The following is a 25,195-nucleotide window of genomic DNA, read 5'->3' as shown; positions in this document are numbered from 1 at the left end:
AAAAGGGTGAAGTTTTTTAAACTCCACCCTTTTTCGATATAATAACAAACTCTTTTTCTATAAAGAAACGCCTCTTTTCCACGGAATAAAATCGTTCTGATTCAAAATTGCCGCTTTAGTTTTAATTTCGCCACTAGCTACATTTATAATAAATTCCAGCATTTCATCCGCCATTTCATCAATTGTTTTTTCACCTGTAATAATTCCACCAGTATCAATATCAATGATATCCGACATTTTTCTGGCTAATTCAGAGTTAGAGGACACTTTTACTACCGGCGCAATTGGGTTTCCTGTTGGAGTTCCCAAACCGGTGGTAAACAAAACCATATTGGCTCCGGAACCAACCATTGCAGTCGTACATTCTACATCATTTCCTGGCGTACACAGCAAATTCAAACCTGGTTTTGAAATGTATTCTCCATAATCCGAAACGCCTACTATTGGTGATGTTCCTCCTTTTTTAGCCGCTCCTGCTGATTTCATGGCATCCGTAATCAATCCATCTTTGATGTTTCCTGGTGAAGGGTTCATGTCAAATCCAGATCCGGCATCTACAACCGTTTTTTCATACCATTTCATCAATTCTAAAAAGCGTACTCCAGCTTCGTCTTCAACACAGCGGTTTACTAATTCCTGCTCCACTCCACATAATTCGGGAAACTCTGAAAGAATGGTTGTTGCTCCAAGCGCTGTAAGCAAATCCGAAGTAACTCCCAAAGTTGGATTAGCCGAGATTCCGGAGAACCCGTCTGAACCGCCACACTCTAAACCAATCGTCAATTTAGACAATGGCGCTGGTGCTCTTTCTATTTTATTTGCTTCTTTGATGGCTTCAAAAGTATCTTTTACCACACTGCTCAACATTGCCTCAATGGTACCAATTTGTTGCTGATCATAAATCAAAACGGGCTTAGTACTTCTTGGATTAATTTCATGCAAAGCATCTTTGAATATTTGGATTTGCAAGTTTTGACAACCCAAACTCAAAACCGTTGCTCCGGCCACATTGGGATTATTGACATATCCTGCCAAAAGTTTAGCCAAACTGTGTGAATCCTGACGAATTCCACCACATCCGCCTTGATGCGTGATGAATTTCACTTCAATATTGTTGAATAAATCTGCTTCCGCCGATTTTCCTGCCGCTTCTGTGAAACCGTTTTCAGAACTTACTAACGAACGAAGTAACAATTGATAATCGTTTTCTTTCGGCTTCATTAATTCTTTTTCAAAAATATCCTTTAAGATTTCGATATTTCTGTTTTCACAAAAAACCAACGGAAAAAACAACCAAACATTCTCGGTCCCTACCTGTCCGTCTTCCCTGTGATATCCATTGAAAGTTCTATCTTTCCATTTATCAATATTCGGCACATCCCAACCAATAGTTTCCGTTTTTCCAGTCACTTTATCACTTTCATGCTTAACATTTAAAGTAGAAAGAAGACCTCCTTTTTCGATTTTAGCACTTGCTTTACCCACCAAAACACCATACATTATAATTCGATCACCGGTATTCAAATCGTTTAAAGCGATTTTATGTTTCATTTTCACATCAGTGATTATCGTGATATTTTCACCTTCAAAGTGGATAACCTCACCAGCTGCTAGATTAACCAATGCTACAGCAACATTATCTGAAGGATTTACTTTTATTAATTTCTTTTGCATTTTAATAAATGTGATAAGTTTATAAAATATTAATATTGTTGACTGAAATTGGCAAAACCTTTTTCAATACCATTCACTTCAATTTCGTTCAACGCCAACACCAAAGCTTCTGATAATCCGCTTATTTTAGTTAAATCTTCACCCCAGAATTCGTCATTAGATAAAATTTTAGTCGCAACTAAATCTAAAGATCCTAATTGCCAAGCATTTTTAAATGCTTCAACTATCTCTGGAGAATCTTTTACAGGTAATACGTCGTTATTCCAAGTTCCTTTGTAGAATTGGATTAAACAAGCTAATGAAAAAGTCAAATTAGTTGGTAATTTTTTGTTTGCATTATAATATCCTAATAGACTAGGCAATACTCTTACTTTGAATTTTGAAATAGAATTTAAAGCAATATCAGCCAATGCGTGTTTGATAAATGGATTTTTAAATCGATCCATTACCTCTTCGGTATAGGCAAGGATTTCATTTTTATCCATATCAAGGGTTTCACTAATTTCACCAATAACGCCGTTTACGAATTTCCCGGTAAAATCTCCGTTAACGGTTTCCATAACTAATTTGTTACCGTGCAAAAGTGAAAAAGGAACCATTGCTGTATGCGCACCGTTTAAAATACGAACTTTTATCATTTTAAAAGGTCGTATATCGTCAACAATCTTCACATTCAAATTCGTTTTATGAAAAGGCAGCTTTTGTTTTAAAGCATCACCGCCTTCGATAGCCCAAAGAAAAAATGGTTCAGCAGCAACAATTAAATTGTCTTGATACTCTAATTTGTTATTGTATTCTTCAATCTCAGCTCGTGGATATCCCGGAACAATTCTGTCCACCAAAGTACTGTGATACGTACAAGCATCTGATACCCATGTTTTAAAATCAACTCCTAATTCCCATAAATCGCAATATTGCAAAATATATTTCTTTAAAGTTTCCGAGTTATAATCAATCAATTCACAAGGAATGATAGTCAATCCTTTAGCAGCATCTCCATTGAAATGTTTGAATCTTTCATATAATAAAACAGTCAACTTTGCAGGAAATGCAACTGGTGGTTGCATATCTGGAGTATCACTTTCGATAAATTCAATTCCCGCTTCAGTAGTATTTGAAACGATAAATTGAAGTTCCTCTTCTTTGGCTAACGCTAGATAATCTGCAAAATCAGTATATGGATTTATAGCTTTTACAATATTAGAAATTAACTCAATATCCTGTATTTTTTCGCCTTTTTTGATTCCATTCATAAACAAAGTGTACAAACCATCTTGATCGTTAATCATGTTTATCATACCTTCTTTCAATGGCTGAACTATTGCGATACCAGCATTGAAATCAACTTCTTTATTTAGTTTTTGAAAAGCGTAATCTACAAATGCTCTCAAGAAATTACCTTCTCCAAATTGCACCACTTTTATGGGTTGTAATTTTTCAAATCCTGTATTTATTCTGTTTAGTTTTTTCATTTTTTATATCTTTAACACCCCAAAATCTTATTTTTTAGCAGTAAAATGTTTTTTAATTTAAGCAGGAAATACGCTTAATTAAGGGTACAATAAACGACTTAACTGCTTTGCGATTCAACATTTCAGTCCATTAGAGGAATAAGGAACAATCCTTTAAAACGCATTTCTTTAAGTCGCTTATTGTATTCTTATTTTATAATTTGAAATTGAACTTTCTTAAACGCCACTGAAAATCGTAAATCCGCCGTCAACAGTAATTTTTGATCCTGTAACAAATTTTGAGGCATCACTTAACAACCAAACCAAGGCTCCTGCGAGTTCCTCCGGATTTCCAAAACGTTTAAATGGTGTGTTTTGAAGTACCAAATTCCCTCTATCCGTTACGCTCCCATCGGCGTTCGTCAACAACGTTCTGTTTTGTTCCGTAAGAAAAAATCCCGGTGCAATTGAATTCATGCGTATTGCATCGCCATATCGTTTGGCGAGCTCCACTGCAAACCATTGCGTATAGGAATCTATGGAAGATTTGGCTAGGCTGTAGCCCAATACTTTGGTAACCGCTAATTGTGACACTACCGACGAAATATTTACGATACTTCCTGAGCCTCCATTTTTTATAACTTCCCCAAAAACTTGTGTTGGTAAAATAGTGCCAACCAGGTTTAATCGCATTACATCTTCCAATGCAGTAACGTTCAACTCGAAAATATCCTGTTCCGGCTGTACAACTGCTTCCGGAAGGTTTCCGCCGGCCGCATTAACCAAACCATCAATTTTTCCAAATTCGGCAAGCATTTTTTCTTTTGCAGCTAAGAGTTGTAATTCATCAGTTACATTGGCGATCAGAGCGATAGCTCGTCCGCCTTTGGCAATTATATTTTGAACTCTTTCATTGGCTATTTTCTCATTTCTGCCCAAGATCCCAACTGCTCCTCCTGCCTGAATAATACCATTTATAAAGGCTTCACCGAGTATTCCGGTTCCGCCGGTTACCACTATTACTTTCCCTTTTAATGAAAAACTATTTTCCATCTGTTTTTATTTTTTAGCTTCTAATTTCTTTAATTGTGGCTAAAGTTGCTCTGACAGTTGCCTCTAAACCATCAAAATCCTCACTTTTCAAAACTTCATTTGAAATCAACTGAGAACCAATACCTACACAAGTTACTCCAGCGTCAAACCAGTTTTTTAGATTGTCTTTATCGGTTGATACACCTCCCGTTGGCATAATACTCGTCCATGGACAAGGACCTTTGATTCCTTTGACAAATTGTGGTCCGTAAACATCGCCCGGGAATAACTTTACAATTTCACAACCCAATTCTTCGGCGCGTGCAATTTCAGTAAGTGAAGCGCAACCTGGTGACCACAATACTTTGCGGCGGTTGCAAACCAATGCAATGTCTTCTCTCAAAACCGGAGTGACTATAAAATTTGCTCCTAATTGCATATACAATGAAGCAGCAGCGGCATCAGTTATCGAACCAACTCCCAAGATCATTCCCGGCAATTCAGCTAATGCGTATTTATTTAATGCACCAAAAACTTCAAAAGCAAAATCGCCTCTGCTGGTGAATTCCATCAAACGTGCTCCACCATCATAACAGGCTTTGATCACTTTTTTTCCCAATTCAACATCGGTATGGAAAAATAAGGGAACCATTCCCGTTTCCGCCATTACATTTGCTACTTCTAATCTTGAATATTTTGCCATACTTCTGTATTTATCTAGAAACTAATCCGGTGCCATCACCGTCTAGCATGTTTTCAACTTCTTTTAAGGTCACTAAATTATAATCACCTGCAATGGTATGTTTTAAACAACAGGCCGCAACTGCAAAATCTAACGCTCTTTGATTGTTATTTTGAAATTCCAACAAACCATAAATCAATCCGCCCATAAAAGCATCACCACTGCCTACACGATCTACCACAGGAGTTACTTCTTTTACGGCAGCATCATAAATACTTTTTCCATCAAATAAAATGCCTCCAATTCGTTGGTGCGAAGCACTCACAGAATAGCGTAATGTAGTAGCTGCTATTTTTAAATTTGGACATAATTCAAATAACTTATTATATAAAGCAGGTAGTGATTTTGTGTCCTGATAATTAGGATTCACTTTAGGTATTCCTAACATAAAATAAGCGGTATCAATATCTCCTAGGATTACGTTGCTATAGTGCAATATTTCAGGCATAACCTCGCTGGGAGTTTTGCCATATTGCCACAATTTTGATCTGTAATTCAAATCGCATGAGATTGTTAAACCTAATTTATGCGCCACTTTTACGGCTTCTAAACAGGCTTCTGCAGCGCTCTCAGAAATCGCTGGTGTAATTCCGCTCCAATGAAACCAGGTAGCACTTTCCAGTACTTTTTCCCAATCAATTGATCCTTTTTCAATGGTTGCCATCGAGCTATGCGCACGGTCATACACTACATTGCTGCCGCGTGTTCCAGCACCCGTTTCAAGATAATAAATCCCTAAACGATCGCCTCCAAAAATGATGTTTTTGGATTCAACGTTCATCTTCCGCATTTCTTTTAGCGCACAAACGCCTATTTCATTCTCTGGAATTCTGGTTACAAATTCTGCATCTACACCATAATTTGCCAAAGAAACGGCCACATTAAATTCACCACCACCATAGGAAGCGGTAAATGCTTTTGCTTGCTCAAAACGCAAATGCCTTTCTGTTGAAAGTCGCAACATTATTTCGCCAAAAGTGACTACTTTATTCATTTTATACCTGAATTAAATGTTCTCTATTTTATAAAATCTTCTCTCATAGGACTAAAAACGTCTATCAGAATTCCTTCTTCCAAACAAACAACCCCATGTATTTTATTGGAAGGAATATAAAAGGAATCTCCTTTTTTTAGTATTCTTGTTTCCTCTTCAATAGTCACTTCAAATGTACCAACGGCAATATGGGTAACTTGTGTGTGATGGTGATTATGCAAAGGGCCAATTGCTCCTTTCTCAAACTTCACATTGACCATCATGACCCGATCATCAAATCCCACAATTTGACGTTGCACGTCTTCCCCCACAACTTCCCATTGGGTTTCTTCTTCTTTAAAAAAGCGCGTATTATTTGCCAATACCATCATACTATCCGAATCTGATTATTAGAATTTAAAATATTCTTTGGCATTATTATAACTGATATCCGCAACCATTTTACCAATCCATTCCATATCATTTGGAAGTTCACCTCTTTTAATTTCATCTCCTAAAAGATTACAAAGAATGCGTCTGAAATATTCATGTCGTGGAAACGATAAAAAGCTTCTAGAGTCGGTCAACATTCCTATAAAACAACTAATCAATCCCATATTAGAAAGGGCATTCAATTGTTTGGTCATTCCGTCTTTCTGGTCTAAAAACCACCATCCGGAACCAAACTGCACTTTACCCTTTACACTTCCATCATTAAAATTACCAATCATCGTAGCCATAACTTCGTTATCGGCAGGATTTAGATTGTAAATAATGGTTTTTGTCAATTTATCTTTACGGTCTAAAGCATTTAAAAAACGAGATAATTTTTGAGCCTGCGGATAATCTCCAATTGAATCCCATCCGGTATCAGGGCCTAAAATACGGTGCATGCGCTCATTATTATTTCTTAGTGCTCCCAAGTGAAACTGCTGTACCCAACCGTACTGGTGGTAGGTTTCAGATAAAAACAATAAAATAGCGGTTTGGAATTTTAACGCTTCTTCATTACTGATTTCCTTGCGCTCTCTTTTCTTTTTGAAAATTGAATTCACTTCACTTTCGGTAAAATTTTCAAAATAAATTTGGTCCAAACCATGATCGCAAAGTTTGCAGCCATTTTTATCAAAAAAGTCGATCCTGTTGGTAAGTGCTGTGCACAAATCAGAATAAGAACTAATTGAAATTCCTGCAACTTCACCTAAAGTATCTACATACGAATTGTATCCATCATTCGAAATTAGAATCGCTTTATCCGGTCTAAAGGCAGTGCTAACCTTGGTTCCAAAAGGATTATTAGCTAATTGCTGATGGTATTCTAAAGTATCAATTGGATCTTCGGTAGTACATACAAATTCGGCATTTACTTTTCGAAGCAAATTTTGAGTGCTGTATTCTGCCGAATTTATTTTGGCGGAAGCCTCCATATATATTTTCTCAGCTGATTTTTCATTTAACAAATCATGAATATCAAAATAACGGGCTAATTCCAGATGCGTCCAATGATACAAAGGGTTGCGCATGGTGTACGGGACTGTTTTCGCCCAATTCATAAACTTATCTTTATCTGAACCGTTTCCTGTTATAAATTGCTCGTTGATCCCTAACGTACGCATTGCACGCCACTTGTAATGATCGCCGTTGATCCAAACCTGGGTTATATTGTCGAAAATTTTATCTTCAGCAATAAACTGTGGCGACAAATGGTTATGATAATCTATAATAGGCTGATTTTTAGAGTAATTATGATATAATTCTTCCGCAAATTTATTTTCTAATAAAAAATTGTCGTTTATAAATGGTGTACTCATTATAAATTTCTTAAATATTAATTTTCATTTGATGGTTTTCCAATGGTAGCCAATATTCCACCATCGACATATACAATTTGTCCGTTTACAAAATCACTCGCTCTTGAAGCCAAAAAGACAGCTGTTCCCGCTAAATCTTCTGGATTTCCCCAACGTGCAGCCGGCGTTCTGTTGATTATAAATTCATTAAACGGATGTCCGTCTACTCGAATAGGTTCTGTTTGTGTAGTTGCAAAATAACCAGGACCAATTCCGTTGACTTGAATATTGTATTTTGCCCATTCGGTAGCCAGATTTCGGGTCAGCATTTTCAGACCTCCTTTTGCAGCAGCATAAGCCGAAACACTGTTCCGTCCCAATTCACTCATCATGGAACAAATGTTGATTATTTTGCCTTCCTGTCTTTCAATCATTTGCTTTGCAACCAATTGTGACATGATAAAAGGGCCTACTAAATCCACATCAATCACTTTTCTAAAATCAGAAACCGGCATTGTGATGGCCAATTCTCTTTTTATAATTCCGGCGTTGTTCACTAAAATATGAATATCTCCTAATTCTTTGGTGATTAATGCAATGTTGTCTGACGCCGCTTTTTCATCGGTAACATCAAATAAATAGCCGGAAACTTTGTATCCTTTGCTCGAATAATACGCCAGCGCTTCCTCCATTTTAGAAGGCGTTGTACCAGTTATTACAAGTTCAGCACCTGCAATTGCAAGACCTTCCGCCATTGCTAAACCTAAACCGTGCGTTCCTCCGGTTATCAGTGCTCTTTTTCCTTTTAAATCAAATAAATTCATAGTTTCTTATCTTAATTCATTTGGGGCAACGATATCCATGTCGCCATAATCTAAATTCTCACCGGCCATTCCCCATATAAAAGAATAGTTTGACGTTCCTGCACCGGAATGTATGGACCATTCCGGAGACAAAACAGCCTGATGGTTTTGCATGAAAATATGTCTAGTATTTTGTGGTTCTCCCATAAAGTGGCAAATCGTTTGCGGCGCTTCTATATCAAAATAAAAATAGGCTTCCATACGGCGGTTGTGCGTGTGCGCTGGCATGGTGTTCCATACATTACCGGGCAACAATTCAGTAAGTCCCATTTGCAACTGACACGTTTCAACGATACTGTTGACGATCAGTTTGTTTAAAATCCTCTTGTTGGCTGTTTTTTCTTCTCCTAATTGAATGACTTCAGCCTCATTTTTCCCTACTTTTTTGTTTGGAAATTTCGTGTGTGCCGGTGCCGAATTAATATAAAATAACGCTTGTTCGCCTTTTGAACTGGAAAAAACAACTTCTTTACAGCCTTGACCTACATACAAAGCTTCTTTTTTTTGCAATTGATAAACCACGCCGTCAACAGTAACAATTCCGCTACCGCCAACGTTGATAATTCCCAATTCCCGTCTGTCTAGAAAGTTTTCTGATTTCAAATACGGAATAGTTTCTAGTTTTAATTCTTTGCCAACCGGCATTATTCCCCCTACAATGTATCTATCATACATAGAATAGGTCAGTTGTATTTCATTTTCAACGAAAAGATTTTCAATTAAAAATTGCTCTCTCAATTCGTCAGTTCCATATTTCTTAACGTCCGTGGGATTCGAAGCGTATCTAAAAGAAAAATTTGTCATATTATATTATTTTAATGTAATCGATTACACAAAAGTACTTTATATTCTTTTAAGTACTATTTTTTTAATCTCTAAAAAGCTGTTAATTTTAAAAAACTGACTTATAAATCAGTAATCGGACTATATTTTGGTACCAATGCTTTCATGACCAACCAACCGGTCAAATAACAAACGGCACAAATAGAAAAAATGATAAAATATCCAGCTTCAATCCCTTGAAAACCCATAAAAGCCATATTGGTTTCTTTAGTATAATCAAATAATAATCCTGAACCTTTGTTGATCATCGTGGAACCAATACCACCAGCCAAACCACCGATACCAGTAATAGTTGCAATTGCTTTTTTAGGGAACATATCACCAACTGTTGTGAAGATATTTGCCGACCAAGATTGGTGAGCCGCTCCTGAAATACCAATTATTATTACGGGTAACCAATAGCTAATATGACCCAAAGGCTGTGCAATCAAAGCTAATAATGGGAAAAAAGCAAAAATCAGCATGGCTCTCATTCGTCCTTCATAAGGATTCATTCCCTTCTTTTCAACAAAATACGTAGGCAACCAACCTCCAATAATTGAAAGCAACGTAATCATGTATAATACAAATAATGGCAAAGCCGCTTCGGTTGAATCCATGCCGTAAACTGAGCTTAAATACGCAGGAGTCCAGAACAAAAAGAACCACCACACGCCATCGGTCATGAACTTACCAAAAGCAAAAGCCCATGTTTGTTTGTATCTAAAACAATCCATTAAAGTTACCTTGGTATTCGTTTCCGGTACATATCCTTCTAATTTACTGGCCGCAATATCATCTTGCTGGATATATTCTAATTCAGCGGTACTAACCTTTAGATGTTTCTCCGGTTTTTCATACATAAAAACCCAAAATCCCATCCAAACAAAACCTAAGGCACCAATGATAATAAAAGCCATTTCCCAACCAAACGCTTCTGCAATAAACGGAATAGATATTGGGGCAGCCAATGCACCAACAGTCGCACCTGCATTAAAAATACTTGTAGAAAATGCTCTGTCTTTTTTAGGAAAATATTCGGCTGTTGTTTTAATAGCTGCAGGGAAATTTCCTGCCTCACCAACGGCCAAAACAAAACGAGCAAAAATAAATAAAGTCACACTTACATTGATAATCATTCCAGTATCTTTCACCGTACTAAGTGCCTCTTTAGCTCCTTCAAAACCAACAAACCAATCCCCAGTTATAATCCCTGCTGTTGCAATACCGCAGAATGCGTGTAAACAAGCTCCAAAAGACCATATCCCAATAGCCCAAAGAAATCCTTTTTTGGTGTCTAACCAATCCACAAATCTTCCTGCAAATAATAATGATACTGCATAAAAAATTGAAAACAACGCCGTAATATTTCCATAATCATTGTTGGTCCAATGAAATTCCGGAGCAATAAAATCACTCCATGTCAATGAAAGCACTTGTCTGTCCAAGTAATTTATAGTAGTTGCAAAAAAAAGTAAACCACAAATTGACCAGCGGTAGTTTCCAATATTTTTACTTGTTTGCTTTATCATTTTGTTGTGTTTAAAGTAGTTAGTTTTCGATATAAATGCATTCTAAGTACGTAAAACAGTTTATCCGCAGAATTAATCTCTTTTCAAAATGAATTGCGATGAAGTCTTTCCTTTAATCACCGAACCCTTTTTGTCGAACTTAAATTTACTTGCAATAAAATGTAATCGATTGCACAAATATACTTTTTAATATTCATTATCCAAATAATTTGAATATTATTTTAAATTAGCAGATTAAATAAATATATAAAATAAAAAAAACAATATTAAATTACATATTTAAGAGAATTGATGTTAAAGCCAAAATTCTATAAATTATAGATTTAGGAATACTTTTGATGTTCTAAAATTGAATTTTTATCAACTAATAAAACATAAAACTATATTTCATTAAAAAAAGATTATAAAAAATAAGAATTACTATGAAAATAAATAAAATTCTAAAAATGAGTATTTATATTTTACCTGTATTTTTTAGTATTGGTATCATTTTACCCATACACGCTCAAGATAAAATTATCCCGCTTTGGACGGAGGCAATTCCTGGCGCAATTCATGATTCAAGTTATCAGGAAAAAGAAATATCCGAAGAAGGAATAATAAAAAACAGCAGCAAAGTTTTCACTCCTACTCTATCTGTTTTTTTTCCAGACAAAGCCTCTTCTAATGGCTCATCAGTTCTAATTTTCCCTGGAGGTGGATATTCGCATTTAGCCATTGACAAAGAAGGGACCAAAGTAGCACGATGGCTTAATACCTTAGGAATAACAGCCTTTGTCTTAAAATACAGACTACCCAATGACCAAATAATGAAAGATAAAACAATTGGTCCTTTACAAGATGCCCAAGAAGCAATTCGATACATCAGACGCAACGCAGAAAAATGGAAAGTAAAGAAGGACAAAATTGGAGTTATGGGTTTTTCGGCAGGCGGACATTTAGCAGCCACTTTATCTACTCATTATAATGATCAAATATACCAAGTTTCTGACTCCTTAAGTGCTAAACCGGATTTTTCGATATTAATCTACCCTGTTATTTCCATGACAAATGAAATCACACACAAAGGATCACAAAATAATTTATTGGGGGTTTCGCCGTCCGTTTCATTGATTGATAAATTTTCCAATGAACAACACGTGAGTTCTGCCACTCCTCCCACGTTTATCATTCATGCCACTGATGATTTAGTTGTTCCTGCAGAAAACAGCATAAATTATTACATAGCTTTAAAGAAAAATAAGGTTCCTGCCGAGTTACATTTGTATGAAAAAGGCAGACATGGCTTTGGTTTGGGAATTAAAGATACAAGCCTATATTGGACTAAAGATTGTGAGAATTGGCTTCGTAGTCAATTTTTTCTTAAAAGTTTGGTCGAATAATATCTTCTAACATTGACCTTAACAAAAATACTATCTGATTTTTTGGAGATGCAAACAAAAACTGTACATCAAGTTAAGCCACATTTTTGCAATTAAATTCGTCAAAAGTTAGATACTTCAAAGCTAAATACATTCTTTTTTTGTTGTACTAGATTTTCATGCGATGTTCCTATGGAAAGACACTTGATTAACTGCACATCATAATTATCTATTTCTGTTATAGTCTTATCTTACGGCAGGTGCAACAATTCAGGAGAAACGTTTTCTAGTTCATTATTGTAGGCTCTTTGAATGGCTAATTTTAGGTCGTATATTGTGTTTCTCCTTTTTATTAGATAGCCATTTATATCCAGTTCATCAAATAGTAATTTGATGCGACGTGCTCTGTCTTCAATCGAAAAAACAATTATTTTAGTGTTAGGACACTGCTTTTTAACCTCAGCGATCAATTACTTGCCCCAATTGAGTTTATTCAATTGGTGATCCGCTTTAGAGTATAAGTCAGAAATAAGCAGTTGAAAAGGAATACCATCTAATTGTGATTTTTAATCTTTAACAAAGCTTCATCACAATATTTTACATGTTGAATTTCGAAAATATCAAGTTAATTTAATATCTGGGCAGCACTAAAATCATTAAAATCAATATCATCTGCAATTAAAACTTTTGTAAACATATAAGCATATTATTTTGTAACTAATATTTTAGCCTTGAAACCTTTATTGGTTTGAGAATCAAAAGTAAGTATTCCATTTACAGTCTGAATACGGTTTTCCGGATTCTGGAGACCATTTTTTAAAATTAGTTGGTGTGAAAAACCAACTCCATTATCTGAATAGTCAATTCTTAGAGTATTTTGTTTCATATCAAAACCAATGATAACAAAACTGGCATGACTGTGTTTTTTCATATTAACCATAAGTTCTTGCAATACTCTTTGTATGGCTATCTTTTTTTCTGTTTGAATTTTTGACCAATCTATTGGTTCTCCATTTTTAATAATAACTACGGTACTACTACTTTTGTAGCTATTGAGCATTTCTTTTAAATTTTGTTCATAATGTTCTCCCGTTTCAATAGGACTATTCTCTTTAGAAAAATTTCGTGTTCTAACATATATTTTATCAAGATGATCTAAAAAAGTTTCTTTTTTTATTGGATTCTGCAAATCTTGAGTTTCAGCAAAAGTCATCGCATAAAAAACATCATTGGCCAATTCATCATGGAGTTCTTTAGAAATTCGGGTTTCAGTAGTATAATTGGCCTCTAAGCGTTCTCGTTTGGTTTTACTTTTGTAATAATTAACTATAAATACAACCCCACCAAGTAATACAGCAAATCCAAAAAAGAGCAAGTACTTTTGGTTCTTTTGTGTTTCAAGCTGCAAAAGGGTTTCTGCTCTTTGCCCTTTATATTTAATGCTTTCCAGAATGGCTTTTCGAGAATCATATCTAATTTTAGCAAATTGATTTTTAGCATTGTTTCGTACTTTCTTAATACTGTCATTTAGATTTACAAACAATATGGCGTAACTATTTACTCCTTTTTCTTGATTATAAGACATTAAAAATGCCAAGGCTTCCAATCGTTCGTCAATACTTTGATGTTTCGTTGCTTCATCATAAGCATGTAGTGCATTCTCTTTTGATTTTTGGTAATCTTTATTTTGATAGTAATCGGCTAAATGCAAATAGCTCTCAATACTTCCATAAGAATCGTTAATTCTAGTTCTGATTGTTAAAGCCTGATTCATTAATGCTAATCCCTTTGAAATCTTATTGTCTTTATAATAAGCAAATCCCAGATTATCAATAATTCGAGCTTTGTTGTTCTGCAGTGTATCTAAAATATTGGACTTCAAAACTGGCTCTAAAAGTACTATTGCTTTTTTGTACTTTTTTTGTTCCATATAAACTGTAGCAATATTATTAAGAACAGCCACTTTAGTAACGGAATCTTTAACCGTTTTTAAAATTGTAGTATAATAATGAACTGCGTCATCATAATTTTTTAGTTCTTTTGCTGCGATTCCAAATAAATTATTTGCCGCCACCTGAAACTGTAAATCATTGTTTAAGTATGGCAAAGCTTCGGTCAAAGTTTCTTCACTGCTGTAATAATCACCAAAGGTCTGTTGAATATATGCCATCCCAACTAGATTATAAGCGATGTATGTGCTAAAGCCTTCCTCTTTAAATAATTCTGTAGATTTTAAATAATAATAGAAAGCACTATCCAGTTTATTATCCCTGCTAAAAGAATCCCCTAATTCCGAATATTTTTGAGCTATAACTTTCTTTGGGCTTTCTTGTTTTTTAGAAGTATCAATACTTGTTTTTACATTCTTTTGACAAGATACGATAGAAAGTAAAAGTACTAAAACTAAAATCGGGGAACGCAACATATAAAATATCTTTCCCCGAAATTAGTATTTAATTACAAAGTAGTGCCGGTTATTATGTTTTTTTTGATGGTTTTATAATAATTAATTCATTTTCAGGCCCGTCGCTAGCCATATCAGAACTTGTATTGGATAAAGGTCTAATATCGCTTTCCTTGAACTTCAGACCTTTTTTTGTACTCCAAAATCTTTTGCTTGAGGAGTGTTACTATCAATCGCATCCGCATCACACGAAACCGTAACTACTTTGAATATATTGAAATTTGGTAAAAGTGAAAATGAGAAATTCAGCTATGATTTATGCAACAGTTGAAGAATTTAACCCTTAAATTAATTACAAAATGTAGTTTAACTAAAAGTGCCGTTTTGTTTTGGATATCCATATTTCTTTTGATTAGTAATTATGAAGCGACTGAAAATCAGGCATTTTCTGCTCCAACAATTAATATTTGATAATGATTAGCCATTTTTTAGATTTTTTTAAATAAGAAGATAAACGTATTGAATTTGCATCTGTATCAATGTGAATTTTATTTTAGAAATAACTCTTTGGTAATAATGTGAATACACTTACTAAAACTAATCAGCCAAATTTAGGTTTTAGTTTATTACCATCTATTTTTTAGACAATGCCGTTTCAACGAAAATTCCAACAATTGCAAAACCTGAAATAGTAAATAGAAATTGCCAGTCAATAGCACTTTCTCCTCCTTCGCCAAAAAAGCCTATTAATGATTTGGCGGCAATAATTACAAGTGATGTTCCTACAGCAATTTACTAAGAATAACTAATCCAGCAATCATCAGAAATCTACCATCCGCGTCAACTAAACCTGAAATAACACCAACAATTGCACCTTCAATAAGTATTAATGGATAGTTAATTTTTTGCTCTCCAGCTTCTTCTATGGTAGTTTTTTTTATCTTTTTTTAATCATTGTATAAGATGTAATAACCATGATTACAGCAAAAAGTAACATTAAAAAAAGATCTTTAGTAAGTATGAAATTTTCTATTGAAAAGATCCCTTTAGGTATAGCAGGAACAATAAAAGCTCTTGTTGTAAAAACGGCGATGATTGATGGAATACCAAAAACAATAGCTGTTTTTATGTTAACCAACCCTTTTTTGAAATAGCCTACAGTTTCTTAAGCACTTGTTAAGCCAACAATAAACAACGAATAAGCTGTTGCAAGTACCGGTTCAACTGCAAATAAATAGACTAAAATAGGTACAGTAAGAATGGAGCCACCTCCCCAATCAATCCTAAAGCTAAGCCAATAAGGATTGACGTAAAATCACCTACATACTTCATAATTATAATTTTATATTGGAAATATTACTACTTAAAATTTTACGGTCTGGAATATTTATCACATAGGAACATTTAATCTAAAAGTTCAATATGATAACAATTAATTTTTAGTTTAATTACTTGCCGCAAAGCCGTGCCGATGGATATTACTTTAGAATTCATGCGGACTGATTTTAATTATGATGACAAAGAAATAATTCCGACAGTAGCAAGTGGACAACATAAACAAATTAGGGCAAGAATTAAGTACATTTAAAAAGTGCTTGAGAAATCAAGCATTTTTTTTGTTTGAAATAATTTTAATGAACTCTGAATTTTAATAATACATGTAGACTAATAAATAATTAAAAATGAGACAGGATAATTTATCTTATATGTGTCATTTTTTACATATTTTTTTTCATTATGTGATGTAAGTTACACTAATTATCTTTTTTAAAAGTGAATTTTACAACAATAAAAATATAAATATGGGAATTTTAGAATTAATTAAACAACCTTGGCCTTGGTATATTGCAAGTCCATTAGTTGGACTTAAGGTTCCGGCTTTGTTAATCTTTGCAGGGTACATAAAATACAATATGCCACTGGGTGCCACTTATGAAAACCCTCAATTATCCGATGAAGAATCATGGGATATTGCGGCTTATGTAGAAAACCAACCTAGACCATTCAAAGATTTAAGTCAAGACTGGCCCGATATTTCCAAAAAACCGATCGATCATCCTTTTGGACCTTTTTCAGATAGGTTTACGGAAATCCAACATAAATTCGGACCTTTTAAATCGATAAAAGAAGTAAAAAAGAAATTAGAAGAAGCTAATAAAAAATTGAAAAATAACCAAAAAGCCACACAGTCCTAAAACAAAATATGTATGTCGGCAATACTTGAATTATTAAAGAATAAAGGTCGATTTTAGATTAATTTTAAAATTTCGTACCAGTAATTGGACTGTGGACTTTTCCTTTGAAATCAATTAAAAACGGAATCAAAAAAACTAAAAACATGAGCAATAACAGGAGAAATTTTCTAAAATCTGTAGGAACATTAAGTTTGGGTGCTGTCATTATTTCGCCCCTTTCTGCTATTGCAAATACAGATGACACCGAAGTAATGAAATTGGATGCTCCAATCGACCGAAGCAAACCTCAAACGATTTCCATTCTTCAAACTACCGATGTCCATTGCCAAATTCATCCACATGATGAGTTGTTTTGGGAAAATGGGAAAGCGGTTTTCAGAAAAACAGGCGGTTACGCCTATATGGCAACGATGCTGAAGCAGTTAAAAAAGAAAAATCCAAACACCTATATCATTGACACTGGCGATATGTTTCAGGGTAGCGAATTAAGTGTAGAAACTACTGGTGAAGCTTTTGTTCCTATTTTAAATGCATTAGATTACGATTTGTACTTACCCGGAAACTGGGAAGTAATTTATGGAAAAAAGAGAATGCAAACCCTTTTAGGTTCTCTAGATGCACCAAAAATCTGTACCAATATGTACCATGATTTAGGTGAAGGAAAACGAGGCGAACTTATTTTTCAACCTTATACGATTTGGCATATTGCTGGAGCAAAAATTGGTTTTCTAGGCTACACAGATCCTTTAGTACCGTTACGACAAAGTCCAAATTACAGCAAAGGAATCATCTATACCAATCCCGAAGAAAATCTGGCTCACTATGTGGATGTGCTTAGAAATCAAGAACAATGCAGCTATGTAATTATGATTGCGCACCTGGGTTTATCGCAACAAATAGCTTTAGCAAACCACCCTGAATGTGAGGGTGTCAATTACATTTTAGGAGGTGATACACACGAAAGAGTCCGCAAACCAATAGTTTGTAAATATTCAAAAGTGGTAGAACCGGGAGCATTTGGTTCGTTTATTGGAAAATTAGATTTGACAATTCCCAACGGAAAAGTCATTGATGACAGCTATGAATTACTCGAAGTTGATTCACCTAAAATAAAACCGGATGCAGCAATTGAAAAATTATTAATAGAAAAAGAGTCTGTTTATCAGGAACAAATCAATCAGGTTATTGGATACAGCACAATTCCTTTGTACCGCTATTTTGTGGTGGAAAATCCGATTGACACAATGATTCTGAATGCCTTGAACTGGAAATTTCCTGAAATTGACATTAATCTTTCCAATGGATTTCGTTTTTGTCCACCAAAAACAACTCCGGATCAAACTGGAAATATTCCCATAACAAACGGATTCATTTTTGATATGCTTCCCGTGGACAGCACGGTAAGAACTGCAAAAGTCACCGGAAAACAATTGAAAAACTGGCTTGAAAAAGAATTGAATAATGTTTTTGCACAAGAGGCTTCAAAACGTTTTGGCGGCTGGGTGGTGAAATTTAAAGGAATGAAAGTCCGTTTCAATGCTTTTGCAGAAATGGACAACAGAGTGCAAAGCATTATGGTAAAAAATATGCCGATAGATTCTGAAAAAATGTATTCCATAATGGCCTGTGAACGTGACGGAGACCCTGTGGACATGCTTTGCAGGATGAAAGGCGTTGTGGATGCCAAAAACACCAATGCAACCTTACATTCGGTAATGAGAGACTATTTGAAACAAAATTCTCCTGTTACGCCTACACCACAAAAAAATGCTATAATTTTGGATGCTCCTGAAACACTATTAACTCAGGTTACCGGTGTTGATTATACGTTTAGATAGTATTCTAACTTTTTAATTTTTTATATAATTTGCCCAACAGTGATAAATGTTACCTACATTTATTACTGTTGGGTTTATTTTTGTCAAAAATTAAAGACTTACAAATGAAATCTTTTTTCTCTATAATAATTTCAACTTTTTTACTTTTTATAAGTATCCATGCATCGGCACAACATCAGGAAATTTCCGATAAGCCAACAGTATGGAAAGAAAAAAGTAATGAAAAAATTGATTCCACATCGATTCTAAATGCTTTTAAAAACGGGAACTTCAGCGGTCATTTTCGCTATTTTTTTATGGGTACCAACAATGAAAGTGGCTTATCCGATTATTATGCCAATGCACTTGGAGGTGGCGTAAAGTTTGAAACCGCTAAATTTCATAATTTTCAATTTGGTGTCAGCGGCTATTACATTTTCAACATTGGTTCTTCCGATTTTACTCAAAAAGATCCCGTTACTAATGCGTCCAATAGATATGAAGTAGCACTTTTTGACATTCAAAACCCATCAAATAACGACAATTTAAGCCGCTTAGAAGAATTACATTTAAAATACAATTATAAAAATTCGACCATAACCCTTGGTAAACAACTGCTGAACACCCCTTTCATAAACCTGCAAGATGGCAGAATGCGGCCTACAGAAGTGGATGGAATTTGGATTGATTTTAATGAACTCAAAAAAACTAAAATTAATGTGGGTTACCTATACGGAATTTCGCCCCGAAGCACCATGAAATATTTCAGAGTTGGAGAATCCATAGGAATTTATCCAACTGGTGTGAATCCTGATGGAACAAAATCCGATTATGCGGGAAATTTAGACAGTGACGGAATTTATATTGTCGGTGTGCAAAATGAATCCATAAAGAATTTAAAAACACTTTTATGGAACCAATATGCTGAGAATATATTCAATTCAGCACTATTCCAAATGGACTATAAATACGATTTAAATCCAAATTCAAAACTGCTTTTCGGATTTCAGACGATATACCAAAACGCACTAAATTTTGGTGGAAATGAAGATCCAAGCAAAAACTATTTTGAAAAAAATGGCAATTCTCAAACTTTTGGAGGAAGGTTAGGCTGGCAAAATAAAAAAATAGAAATCACTCTAAATTACAACCGAATAACTGCCAAAGGTAGGTATTTGATGCCCCGAGAATGGGGACGTGACCCATTTTATACCTTTATGGCTAGAGAACGAAATGAAGGTTTTGGAGATGTTCATTCGGTAATGACCAAAATACAATATACGAATCCTAAAAAGACATTTAAATCGCATCTGGCGATAGGATATTTTGATTTACCGGATGTGAAAAACGCTGCAATGAATAAATATGGATTGCCTTCTTATATACAAACCAATGCTGATGTTCGCTACCAATTTCAAGGAATGTTAAAAGGTTTTGATGCGCAATTATTGTATGTGCGCAAGTTCAATGTGGGAGAAACCTATGCTAACAAAAATTATATTTTCAATAAAACCAACATGAGTAATATCAATTTTATACTCAATTTCAATTTTAATCGTGTAATTTAATATTGCTGCCAATGTTTAAAAACTATCAAATTGCAATCACTTTACAGTAATTGACTACCGTAATACTAATACTTCTAAAATATTCTGAAACACTATTATTTTGAACACACTAATCGCTTTTATATTGGAAATACAGTGCTTCATTTAAAGTCTTCATAGATTTTATTGGTGTTGGTAATAAAAATTGGATGATCTTTATGTTACTGAAATAAATTCAGGACAATACCTTATATTGCAAAGTCACAAAAGCCTTTAAGATGAAAGACCTAAAAAAGTATACTAATAAAACAAAAGCCAGTTTTATTTTACTAATTGTAATGGTTATTGTTCTGTTGAGTAATTTCAATACGCTACAAAATTCCAAAAAGTCAAATGAGGATATCAATGCCATTTATAATGACCGATTAGTTGTGGCTTATTATATCTTTAAATATGCAAATCAACTTCATTTCATAAAAGCAAACGCAGTACAAATTGGGCTAAATGAAACCCGAAAAAAGAATCAGATTACGAATGCATTAAAAAATATTCAAAACATTAATAAATTATATTTAGAAACTGTTTTAACTCCCAAAGAAAAAAAATCCTATGTTACATTTCTAACTTCTTGTAACGATATTAATAAACAATCCAAAAAGAACAATTGGAATGAAGTAGCGTACTCCTGTAATCAGGCTTTACAGACCCTGGAACTACTTTCACAAATTCAAATCGCTGAAGGCAAATCAAAATTATCAAACTCAAATTCCTTACACAAAGGCAACACTACTTTAGGGGAACTTCAGATTGCTTTACTGGTAGTTTTGGGTGGTTTCACCTTATATTTGTTAATGGCTAAGAAAAATAAGATCAAAATACCACAATCACCAAGCCTGAATTAATTACAATTGGTACACTAAATTATTTATATAAACTAAATTTCATGGATTCTGATACATTTATTTTCTGCCTCGAAGCAGTTCCCGATGCAGAAACTGTCAACACTACTGAAGTAGTCAAAAACTTAGAACAATTAGCCTTTGATCAAGGCATTACAAGTATTTATAAAACGTGCGATACTATTGAAGGATTAGAAGATAGTTTAAATGCATTACTCTACGAGGACCATAATTTTAAAAATTATGAAATAATATACTTAGTAATACAAGGTGAAGGAAACAACATTTGCCTCAATGAATATTACTATAGTTTAGAAGAAATAGCTGAACTTTTTGAAGGAAAAATGAAAGGTAAAATTTTGCATTTCGCAAATGCAAAAGTATTAGACTTAAGCGAAGAAGAAGCGCAATACTTTTTAGATATTACAGGAGCACGTGCTATTTCCGGTTATGGAGCGGCATTCAATAAATTAACCAGCAGTAATCTTGACAAAGCTTTCTTTAGCTTATTTGAAGAACAAGATAATGTTGTAGAAATTGTCGAAGAATTACATCAAAAATACTATGCTTTATGTAAACTACTCGATTTTAGATTGTATTATTAAAAAAAAGAATTACTTAAATTTTATTTATAACTTAGAAAGGGATCACTCCTATTCATGAGCATAATTTGAATCGATTGATGATAATTTCAACAATATTATTTTAACTTTGAGTAGCAAAACTAAATCATGTATTTCAGTTTTTCTCCAATGAAGAAACAAAAATGGATATTAAAATTACTCCGAAATCATTTTGAAATTTTGAAAAAAAATCCTTTGTGTGATAAATGTTACTGTAGTTATAATTTAAACTGACAATATTTGCATCATAAAATTTACAATTATGGAATATATCGGTTATTTTGCATCAATACTTATTGGTGTAGCATTAGGGCTAATTGGTGGTGGTGGTAGTATTCTTACCGTACCCGTTTTAGTTTATTTATTTGCAATAGAACCAGTAATCGCAACAGCTTATTCATTATTCATTGTCGGTTTAACGAGTGCCGTAGGTACTGTAGGGTATTTCAAAAAAGGGTTGGTGAACATCAAAACGGCTATTGTTTTTGGTATTCCATCCATTATTGCTGTTTTTACAACAAGGGCTTTAATAGTACCTGCAATTCCTAAAGAAATATTTTCTATAGAAAATTTTATTCTGACTAAAGACCTTTTTTTAATGCTGCTTTTCGCTATAATAATGATTATTGCCTCTTATAGTATGATTAAAAAAGATCCAAAAACTACTTCTGAAGAGCCACATAAACAAAAATTCAATTACCCGCTGATACTTATAGAGGGGGCACTTGTGGGAATTATCACTGGACTTGTGGGAGCTGGAGGTGGTTTCTTAATTATTCCGGCTTTGGTTATTTTAAGCAAACTTCCTATGAAAGAAGCCGTAGGAACATCTTTAGTGATTATTGCAGCAAAATCTTTGATAGGTTTCTTTGGAGAAGGTGGAGAAAGTATTATCGATTGGCAATTTCTCTTTACCATTTCAACATTTGCAATAATTGGAATTTTCATTGGCACTGTGTTATCAAAAAAAATTAATGGAGACAAACTGAAACCCGCATTTGGCTGGTTTGTTCTAGTGATGGGAATCTACATTATAACCAAAGAGCTTTTTATGAAATAATAGTTTTGTGCAAGAAACGAGCCAAATCTAATTTTTAAATACTAAAAACTTTAAAAAAATTTAATCGGTAAAACTAAAGAATGGACTTATTGGACTATTCAGAAAAATACTTATAATCATTACAACAATAATCCCTTTAGAGAAATTTTAAAGGGATTATTTTATAATTGGTTATATTAAGACTTATTAAAACCCAAATTCAAATAAAACAACATTTTAATTCATAACTAACTACATATAAGTTGATTATAATTTTAATACCATTTAAAATATCACTAAATTAGTAGTAAATATCTTTTTTAGAATAAATAGTAATCAGTTATATGATACGATATAACTAATTTATAATTTAACAAACAATAACTCCGATTAAATTAATCTAAAAATAAGAAAATGGAAACTACAAAAACAATTTATCAATTACATGAAGAGCACAAAACGTGGCTTAATAAACTTTTGTTTTACAAAGATGAGCTTTCAATAATGACAAACCGACTTTCGGAGGTGGCGAGTAAGAATACTTCGAGTGAGGTACTTGCCTTAGTTGATCATTTTAATAATCAGTTAATCATCCAAAAGGAACAGATTGACATCTTAAATCACGATATTAAAAGCCATGAATCGTATCTTGAAGCAGCGGTCCGCAAGAATGTTAATGATATTGAACATACAAAATTTTCAGATCATAAAAAGCATCGAGAAAGCATCGCTGTATTTGAAAAAATATTCAAAGAGTTACGAGAAGAATTGATTGATTTTCTATCAAAATGGATGTAACATTACAAAAATATCTTTTATTTAATTAAAAAATAAATCTAATTTAAAGTTCAAAAATTGTTATTTCAGGCGGCTTAGAAGATGGTTTTAGAATTATTTGTTCTCTTTTAATATACATTTCTCGCAAAAATAATTCCGTCATAAATGCCTATGTAACATTAGTCACCAAATTTAAAGAATTGATGCATTAATTTTGTCCTATAAATTAGAAACTTAAAAAATAAACGATATGTATTTTCAACACATTTACGATAAGAGTCTTGCTCAGGCAAGTTATTTTATTGGCTGTCAAAAAGCAGGAGTAGCCGCAGTTATCGATCCTAAAAGGGATGTTGATACCTATCTTGAAATTGCCAAACAGAACAATATGAAAATTACTCATATTTTAGAAACTCACATCCATGCTGATTTCCTTGCAGGTTCCAGAGAACTAGCCGCTTTGACAGGAGCAGAAATGTACCTTTCAGCGGAAGGCGGACCCGATTGGAAATATGAATTCCCTCATGTTGACATAAAAGATGGTGATGTTTTAAAAGTAGGAAACTTAAAAATAGAAGTAGTTCACACTCCGGGACACACGCCGGAAAGCATCAGTTTTCTATTAACCGATACGCCTGCAAGCGACGAACCAGTAATGTTATTCACCGGTGACTTTGTATTTGTTGGTGATGTAGGAAGACCTGATTTGCTAGAAAAAGCAGCAGGAATGAAAGGAACTCAAGACATTGGTGCCAAACAAATGTATCAATCAATCAAAAAATTTGATGCATTACCTGAATACATTCAAGTTTGGCCGGGTCATGGCGCAGGTTCTGCTTGTGGAAAAGCGTTAGGAGCCGTACCAAGCACAACTGTTGGGTACGAAAAAATAAGAAACTGGGCTTTTCAACATAAAAATGATGAAGCTGGATTTGTAAAATATTTACTGGAAGACCAACCGGAACCACCAAAATATTTTGCGATGATGAAAAAACTAAATAAAGTTGATCGTCCGCTTCTTACAGCTGTTCCTAAATTGAAAAAATTAGATTACACTGAATTATCCGCTGCTTTAGCCAAAGGAATTAAATTAATTGATGCCAGAGATAAATCGGAATTTTCTAAAGGTTTTATTCCAGGAAGCATCAACATTCAAGGGAATAATTCATTTGCTACTTGGGCAGGATGGTTTCTTACCTATGAAGAGCCTTTTATGTTGCTTGCCGATGAATCACAATTAGATGATTTGACCAGAAAACTAATGAGAATAGGATTAGACAACATTCACGGGTACATTCCTTCTACAAAAATATGGGAAGAAAATGGCGGTTCTTTGGAGAAAGTGAATCAAATTACTATAGAAGAATTTAAAGCCTTACAACAAGAAAAAGACGTCCAGGTGGTTGACCTTCGTGGTGTAGCGGAATACAATGCAGGCCACATCAAAGGAGCCGACAATGTATTTGTAGGCTCTTTAGTAAATAATTTAGACAAAATAAGTAAAGATAAAAAAGTATTAATCCATTGCCAAGGCGGGGACAGAGCGGCAATTGCCTATTCTTTATTATCACGAAATGGATATAAAAATGTACTCAATTATTCTCCTGGAATGAATGAATGGGTGAGCCAAAACAATGCTGTTGAATACTAAAAA

General features: G+C 34.0%; 21 protein-coding genes and 1 pseudogene. 9 read left to right on the top strand and 13 right to left on the bottom strand.

The genetic code is table 11. From position 1 onward, the window contains the following. Positions 1–57: 57 nt before the first annotated feature. From BC952_RS11575 to BC952_RS11530, 10 genes are all read right to left on the bottom strand, one after another. A complete protein-coding gene (locus BC952_RS11575; protein ID WP_121365801.1) occupies positions 58–1,674 on the bottom strand; it encodes a UxaA family hydrolase in 1,617 nt (538 codons plus the stop codon). Between the two features lie 29 nt (positions 1,675–1,703). Then, positions 1,704–3,146 (bottom strand): tagaturonate reductase, encoded by a 1,443-nt coding sequence (locus BC952_RS11570; RefSeq protein WP_121365800.1) that lies wholly within the window; start codon positions 3,144–3,146, stop codon positions 1,704–1,706. Positions 3,147–3,362: 216 nt separating this feature from the next. Continuing rightward, positions 3,363–4,178, bottom strand: a complete 816-nt coding sequence (locus BC952_RS11565) for an SDR family oxidoreductase (protein ID WP_121365799.1) — start codon at positions 4,176–4,178, stop codon at positions 3,363–3,365. Between the two features lie 13 nt (positions 4,179–4,191). Continuing rightward, positions 4,192–4,860, bottom strand: coding sequence for a bifunctional 4-hydroxy-2-oxoglutarate aldolase/2-dehydro-3-deoxy-phosphogluconate aldolase (locus BC952_RS11560; RefSeq protein WP_113665645.1), 669 nt, complete (start codon positions 4,858–4,860; stop codon positions 4,192–4,194). A gap of 10 nt (positions 4,861–4,870) precedes the next feature. Beyond that, positions 4,871–5,893, bottom strand: a complete 1,023-nt coding sequence (locus BC952_RS11555) for a sugar kinase (RefSeq protein WP_121365798.1) — start codon at positions 5,891–5,893, stop codon at positions 4,871–4,873. A 23-nt stretch (positions 5,894–5,916) separates the two neighbouring features. Next, complete coding sequence (locus BC952_RS11550) at positions 5,917–6,264, bottom strand: cupin domain-containing protein (protein ID WP_121365797.1); 348 nt, start codon at positions 6,262–6,264, stop codon at positions 5,917–5,919. 18 nt (positions 6,265–6,282) lie between these two features. Then, positions 6,283–7,683 (bottom strand): glucuronate isomerase, encoded by a 1,401-nt coding sequence (gene uxaC / locus BC952_RS11545; RefSeq protein WP_121365796.1) that lies wholly within the window; start codon positions 7,681–7,683, stop codon positions 6,283–6,285. Positions 7,684–7,700: 17 nt separating this feature from the next. Further along, positions 7,701–8,486, bottom strand: a complete 786-nt coding sequence (locus BC952_RS11540) for a gluconate 5-dehydrogenase (protein WP_121365795.1) — start codon at positions 8,484–8,486, stop codon at positions 7,701–7,703. 6 nt (positions 8,487–8,492) lie between these two features. Beyond that, positions 8,493–9,329, bottom strand: a complete 837-nt coding sequence (gene kduI, locus BC952_RS11535) for a 5-dehydro-4-deoxy-D-glucuronate isomerase (RefSeq protein ID WP_121365794.1) — start codon at positions 9,327–9,329, stop codon at positions 8,493–8,495. Between the two features lie 101 nt (positions 9,330–9,430). After that, on the bottom strand, positions 9,431–10,879 hold the full coding sequence (locus tag BC952_RS11530; RefSeq protein ID WP_121365793.1) for an MFS transporter: 1,449 nt from the start codon (positions 10,877–10,879) through the stop codon (positions 9,431–9,433). 422 nt (positions 10,880–11,301) lie between these two features. On the opposite strand from BC952_RS11530, the gene BC952_RS11525 reads away from it, so the two are divergent. Further along, positions 11,302–12,261, top strand: coding sequence for an alpha/beta hydrolase (locus tag BC952_RS11525; protein WP_121365792.1), 960 nt, complete (start codon positions 11,302–11,304; stop codon positions 12,259–12,261). A gap of 230 nt (positions 12,262–12,491) precedes the next feature. On the opposite strand, the gene BC952_RS14770 is transcribed toward BC952_RS11525, so the two are convergent. The 3 genes and pseudogenes from BC952_RS14770 to BC952_RS15065 all read right to left on the bottom strand — a co-directional run bounded on the left by BC952_RS14770 (position 12,492) and on the right by BC952_RS15065 (position 15,976). Then, complete coding sequence (locus BC952_RS14770) at positions 12,492–12,710, bottom strand: hypothetical protein (protein ID WP_147405280.1); 219 nt, start codon at positions 12,708–12,710, stop codon at positions 12,492–12,494. 236 nt (positions 12,711–12,946) lie between these two features. Further along, positions 12,947–14,665 carry an ATP-binding protein gene (locus BC952_RS11520; protein ID WP_121365791.1) on the bottom strand — a complete coding sequence of 573 codons (1,719 nt, stop codon included), beginning with the start codon at positions 14,663–14,665 and terminating at the stop codon, positions 12,947–12,949. 527 nt (positions 14,666–15,192) lie between these two features. After that, a pseudogene (locus BC952_RS15065) lies at positions 15,193–15,976 on the bottom strand (sulfite exporter TauE/SafE family protein). 470 nt (positions 15,977–16,446) lie between these two features. Here BC952_RS15065 and BC952_RS15060 point away from each other — a divergent pair. The 8 genes from BC952_RS15060 (at position 16,447) to BC952_RS11475 (ending at position 25,192) form a co-directional block, all read left to right on the top strand. Further along, positions 16,447–16,839 carry a c-type cytochrome gene (locus tag BC952_RS15060; RefSeq protein ID WP_244200140.1) on the top strand — a complete coding sequence of 131 codons (393 nt, stop codon included), beginning with the start codon at positions 16,447–16,449 and terminating at the stop codon, positions 16,837–16,839. 143 nt (positions 16,840–16,982) lie between these two features. Continuing rightward, positions 16,983–18,677, top strand: a complete 1,695-nt coding sequence (locus tag BC952_RS11505; RefSeq protein WP_121365790.1) for a bifunctional metallophosphatase/5'-nucleotidase — start codon at positions 16,983–16,985, stop codon at positions 18,675–18,677. A gap of 104 nt (positions 18,678–18,781) precedes the next feature. Further along, positions 18,782–20,224: an OprD family outer membrane porin gene (locus BC952_RS11500; protein WP_147405279.1), complete on the top strand. Its 1,443-nt coding sequence runs from the start codon at positions 18,782–18,784 to the stop codon at positions 20,222–20,224. A 257-nt stretch (positions 20,225–20,481) separates the two neighbouring features. Next, positions 20,482–21,105 carry an MCP four helix bundle domain-containing protein gene (locus tag BC952_RS11495; RefSeq protein ID WP_121365788.1) on the top strand — a complete coding sequence of 208 codons (624 nt, stop codon included), beginning with the start codon at positions 20,482–20,484 and terminating at the stop codon, positions 21,103–21,105. Between the two features lie 41 nt (positions 21,106–21,146). Next, entirely contained in the window at positions 21,147–21,707 is a 561-nt protein-coding gene (locus BC952_RS11490) for a DUF6642 family protein (RefSeq protein ID WP_121365787.1), read from the top strand. A gap of 280 nt (positions 21,708–21,987) precedes the next feature. After that, positions 21,988–22,785, top strand: coding sequence for a sulfite exporter TauE/SafE family protein (locus BC952_RS11485; protein WP_121365786.1), 798 nt, complete (start codon positions 21,988–21,990; stop codon positions 22,783–22,785). A gap of 393 nt (positions 22,786–23,178) precedes the next feature. Next, the gene (locus BC952_RS11480; RefSeq protein ID WP_121365785.1) at positions 23,179–23,562 is read left to right on the top strand and encodes a hypothetical protein; all 384 of its coding nucleotides are present in this window, start codon (positions 23,179–23,181) and stop codon (positions 23,560–23,562) included. A gap of 229 nt (positions 23,563–23,791) precedes the next feature. Further along, positions 23,792–25,192: a rhodanese-like domain-containing protein gene (locus tag BC952_RS11475; protein ID WP_121365784.1), complete on the top strand. Its 1,401-nt coding sequence runs from the start codon at positions 23,792–23,794 to the stop codon at positions 25,190–25,192. The last annotated feature ends 3 nt before the right edge of the window (positions 25,193–25,195 follow it).

Source organism: Flavobacterium limicola, from assembly GCF_003634755.1.
In the GTDB taxonomy this organism is placed as follows: Bacteria; Bacteroidota; Bacteroidia; order Flavobacteriales; family Flavobacteriaceae; genus Flavobacterium; species Flavobacterium limicola.
Note: the sequence above shows the minus strand (reverse complement) of the source record. Positions and strands in the feature narration are given on the sequence as shown.

What these genes read in the sequence shown, in the direction of transcription:
- BC952_RS11565 (WP_121365799.1), bottom strand. Translation starts at nt 4,178, where the DNA reads ATGGAAAATAGTTTTTCATTAAAAGGGAAAGTAATAGTGGTAACCGGC.
- BC952_RS11485 (WP_121365786.1), top strand. Translation starts at nt 21,988, where the DNA reads ATGGAATATATCGGTTATTTTGCATCAATACTTATTGGTGTAGCATTA.
- BC952_RS11560 (WP_113665645.1), bottom strand. Translation starts at nt 4,860, where the DNA reads ATGGCAAAATATTCAAGATTAGAAGTAGCAAATGTAATGGCGGAAACG.
- uxaC (WP_121365796.1), bottom strand. Translation starts at nt 7,683, where the DNA reads ATGAGTACACCATTTATAAACGACAATTTTTTATTAGAAAATAAATTT.
- BC952_RS11505 (WP_121365790.1), top strand. Translation starts at nt 16,983, where the DNA reads ATGAGCAATAACAGGAGAAATTTTCTAAAATCTGTAGGAACATTAAGT.
- BC952_RS11575 (WP_121365801.1), bottom strand. Translation starts at nt 1,674, where the DNA reads ATGCAAAAGAAATTAATAAAAGTAAATCCTTCAGATAATGTTGCTGTA.
- BC952_RS11530 (WP_121365793.1), bottom strand. Translation starts at nt 10,879, where the DNA reads ATGATAAAGCAAACAAGTAAAAATATTGGAAACTACCGCTGGTCAATT.
- BC952_RS11540 (WP_121365795.1), bottom strand. Translation starts at nt 8,486, where the DNA reads ATGAATTTATTTGATTTAAAAGGAAAAAGAGCACTGATAACCGGAGGA.
- kduI (WP_121365794.1), bottom strand. Translation starts at nt 9,329, where the DNA reads ATGACAAATTTTTCTTTTAGATACGCTTCGAATCCCACGGACGTTAAG.
- BC952_RS11525 (WP_121365792.1), top strand. Translation starts at nt 11,302, where the DNA reads ATGAAAATAAATAAAATTCTAAAAATGAGTATTTATATTTTACCTGTA.
- BC952_RS11495 (WP_121365788.1), top strand. Translation starts at nt 20,482, where the DNA reads ATGAAAGACCTAAAAAAGTATACTAATAAAACAAAAGCCAGTTTTATT.
- BC952_RS11550 (WP_121365797.1), bottom strand. Translation starts at nt 6,264, where the DNA reads ATGATGGTATTGGCAAATAATACGCGCTTTTTTAAAGAAGAAGAAACC.
- BC952_RS11480 (WP_121365785.1), top strand. Translation starts at nt 23,179, where the DNA reads ATGGAAACTACAAAAACAATTTATCAATTACATGAAGAGCACAAAACG.
- BC952_RS11500 (WP_147405279.1), top strand. Translation starts at nt 18,782, where the DNA reads ATGAAATCTTTTTTCTCTATAATAATTTCAACTTTTTTACTTTTTATA.
- BC952_RS15060 (WP_244200140.1), top strand. Translation starts at nt 16,447, where the DNA reads ATGGGAATTTTAGAATTAATTAAACAACCTTGGCCTTGGTATATTGCA.
- BC952_RS11555 (WP_121365798.1), bottom strand. Translation starts at nt 5,893, where the DNA reads ATGAATAAAGTAGTCACTTTTGGCGAAATAATGTTGCGACTTTCAACA.
- BC952_RS11570 (WP_121365800.1), bottom strand. Translation starts at nt 3,146, where the DNA reads ATGAAAAAACTAAACAGAATAAATACAGGATTTGAAAAATTACAACCC.
- BC952_RS11475 (WP_121365784.1), top strand. Translation starts at nt 23,792, where the DNA reads ATGTATTTTCAACACATTTACGATAAGAGTCTTGCTCAGGCAAGTTAT.
- BC952_RS11520 (WP_121365791.1), bottom strand. Translation starts at nt 14,665, where the DNA reads ATGTTGCGTTCCCCGATTTTAGTTTTAGTACTTTTACTTTCTATCGTA.
- BC952_RS11490 (WP_121365787.1), top strand. Translation starts at nt 21,147, where the DNA reads ATGGATTCTGATACATTTATTTTCTGCCTCGAAGCAGTTCCCGATGCA.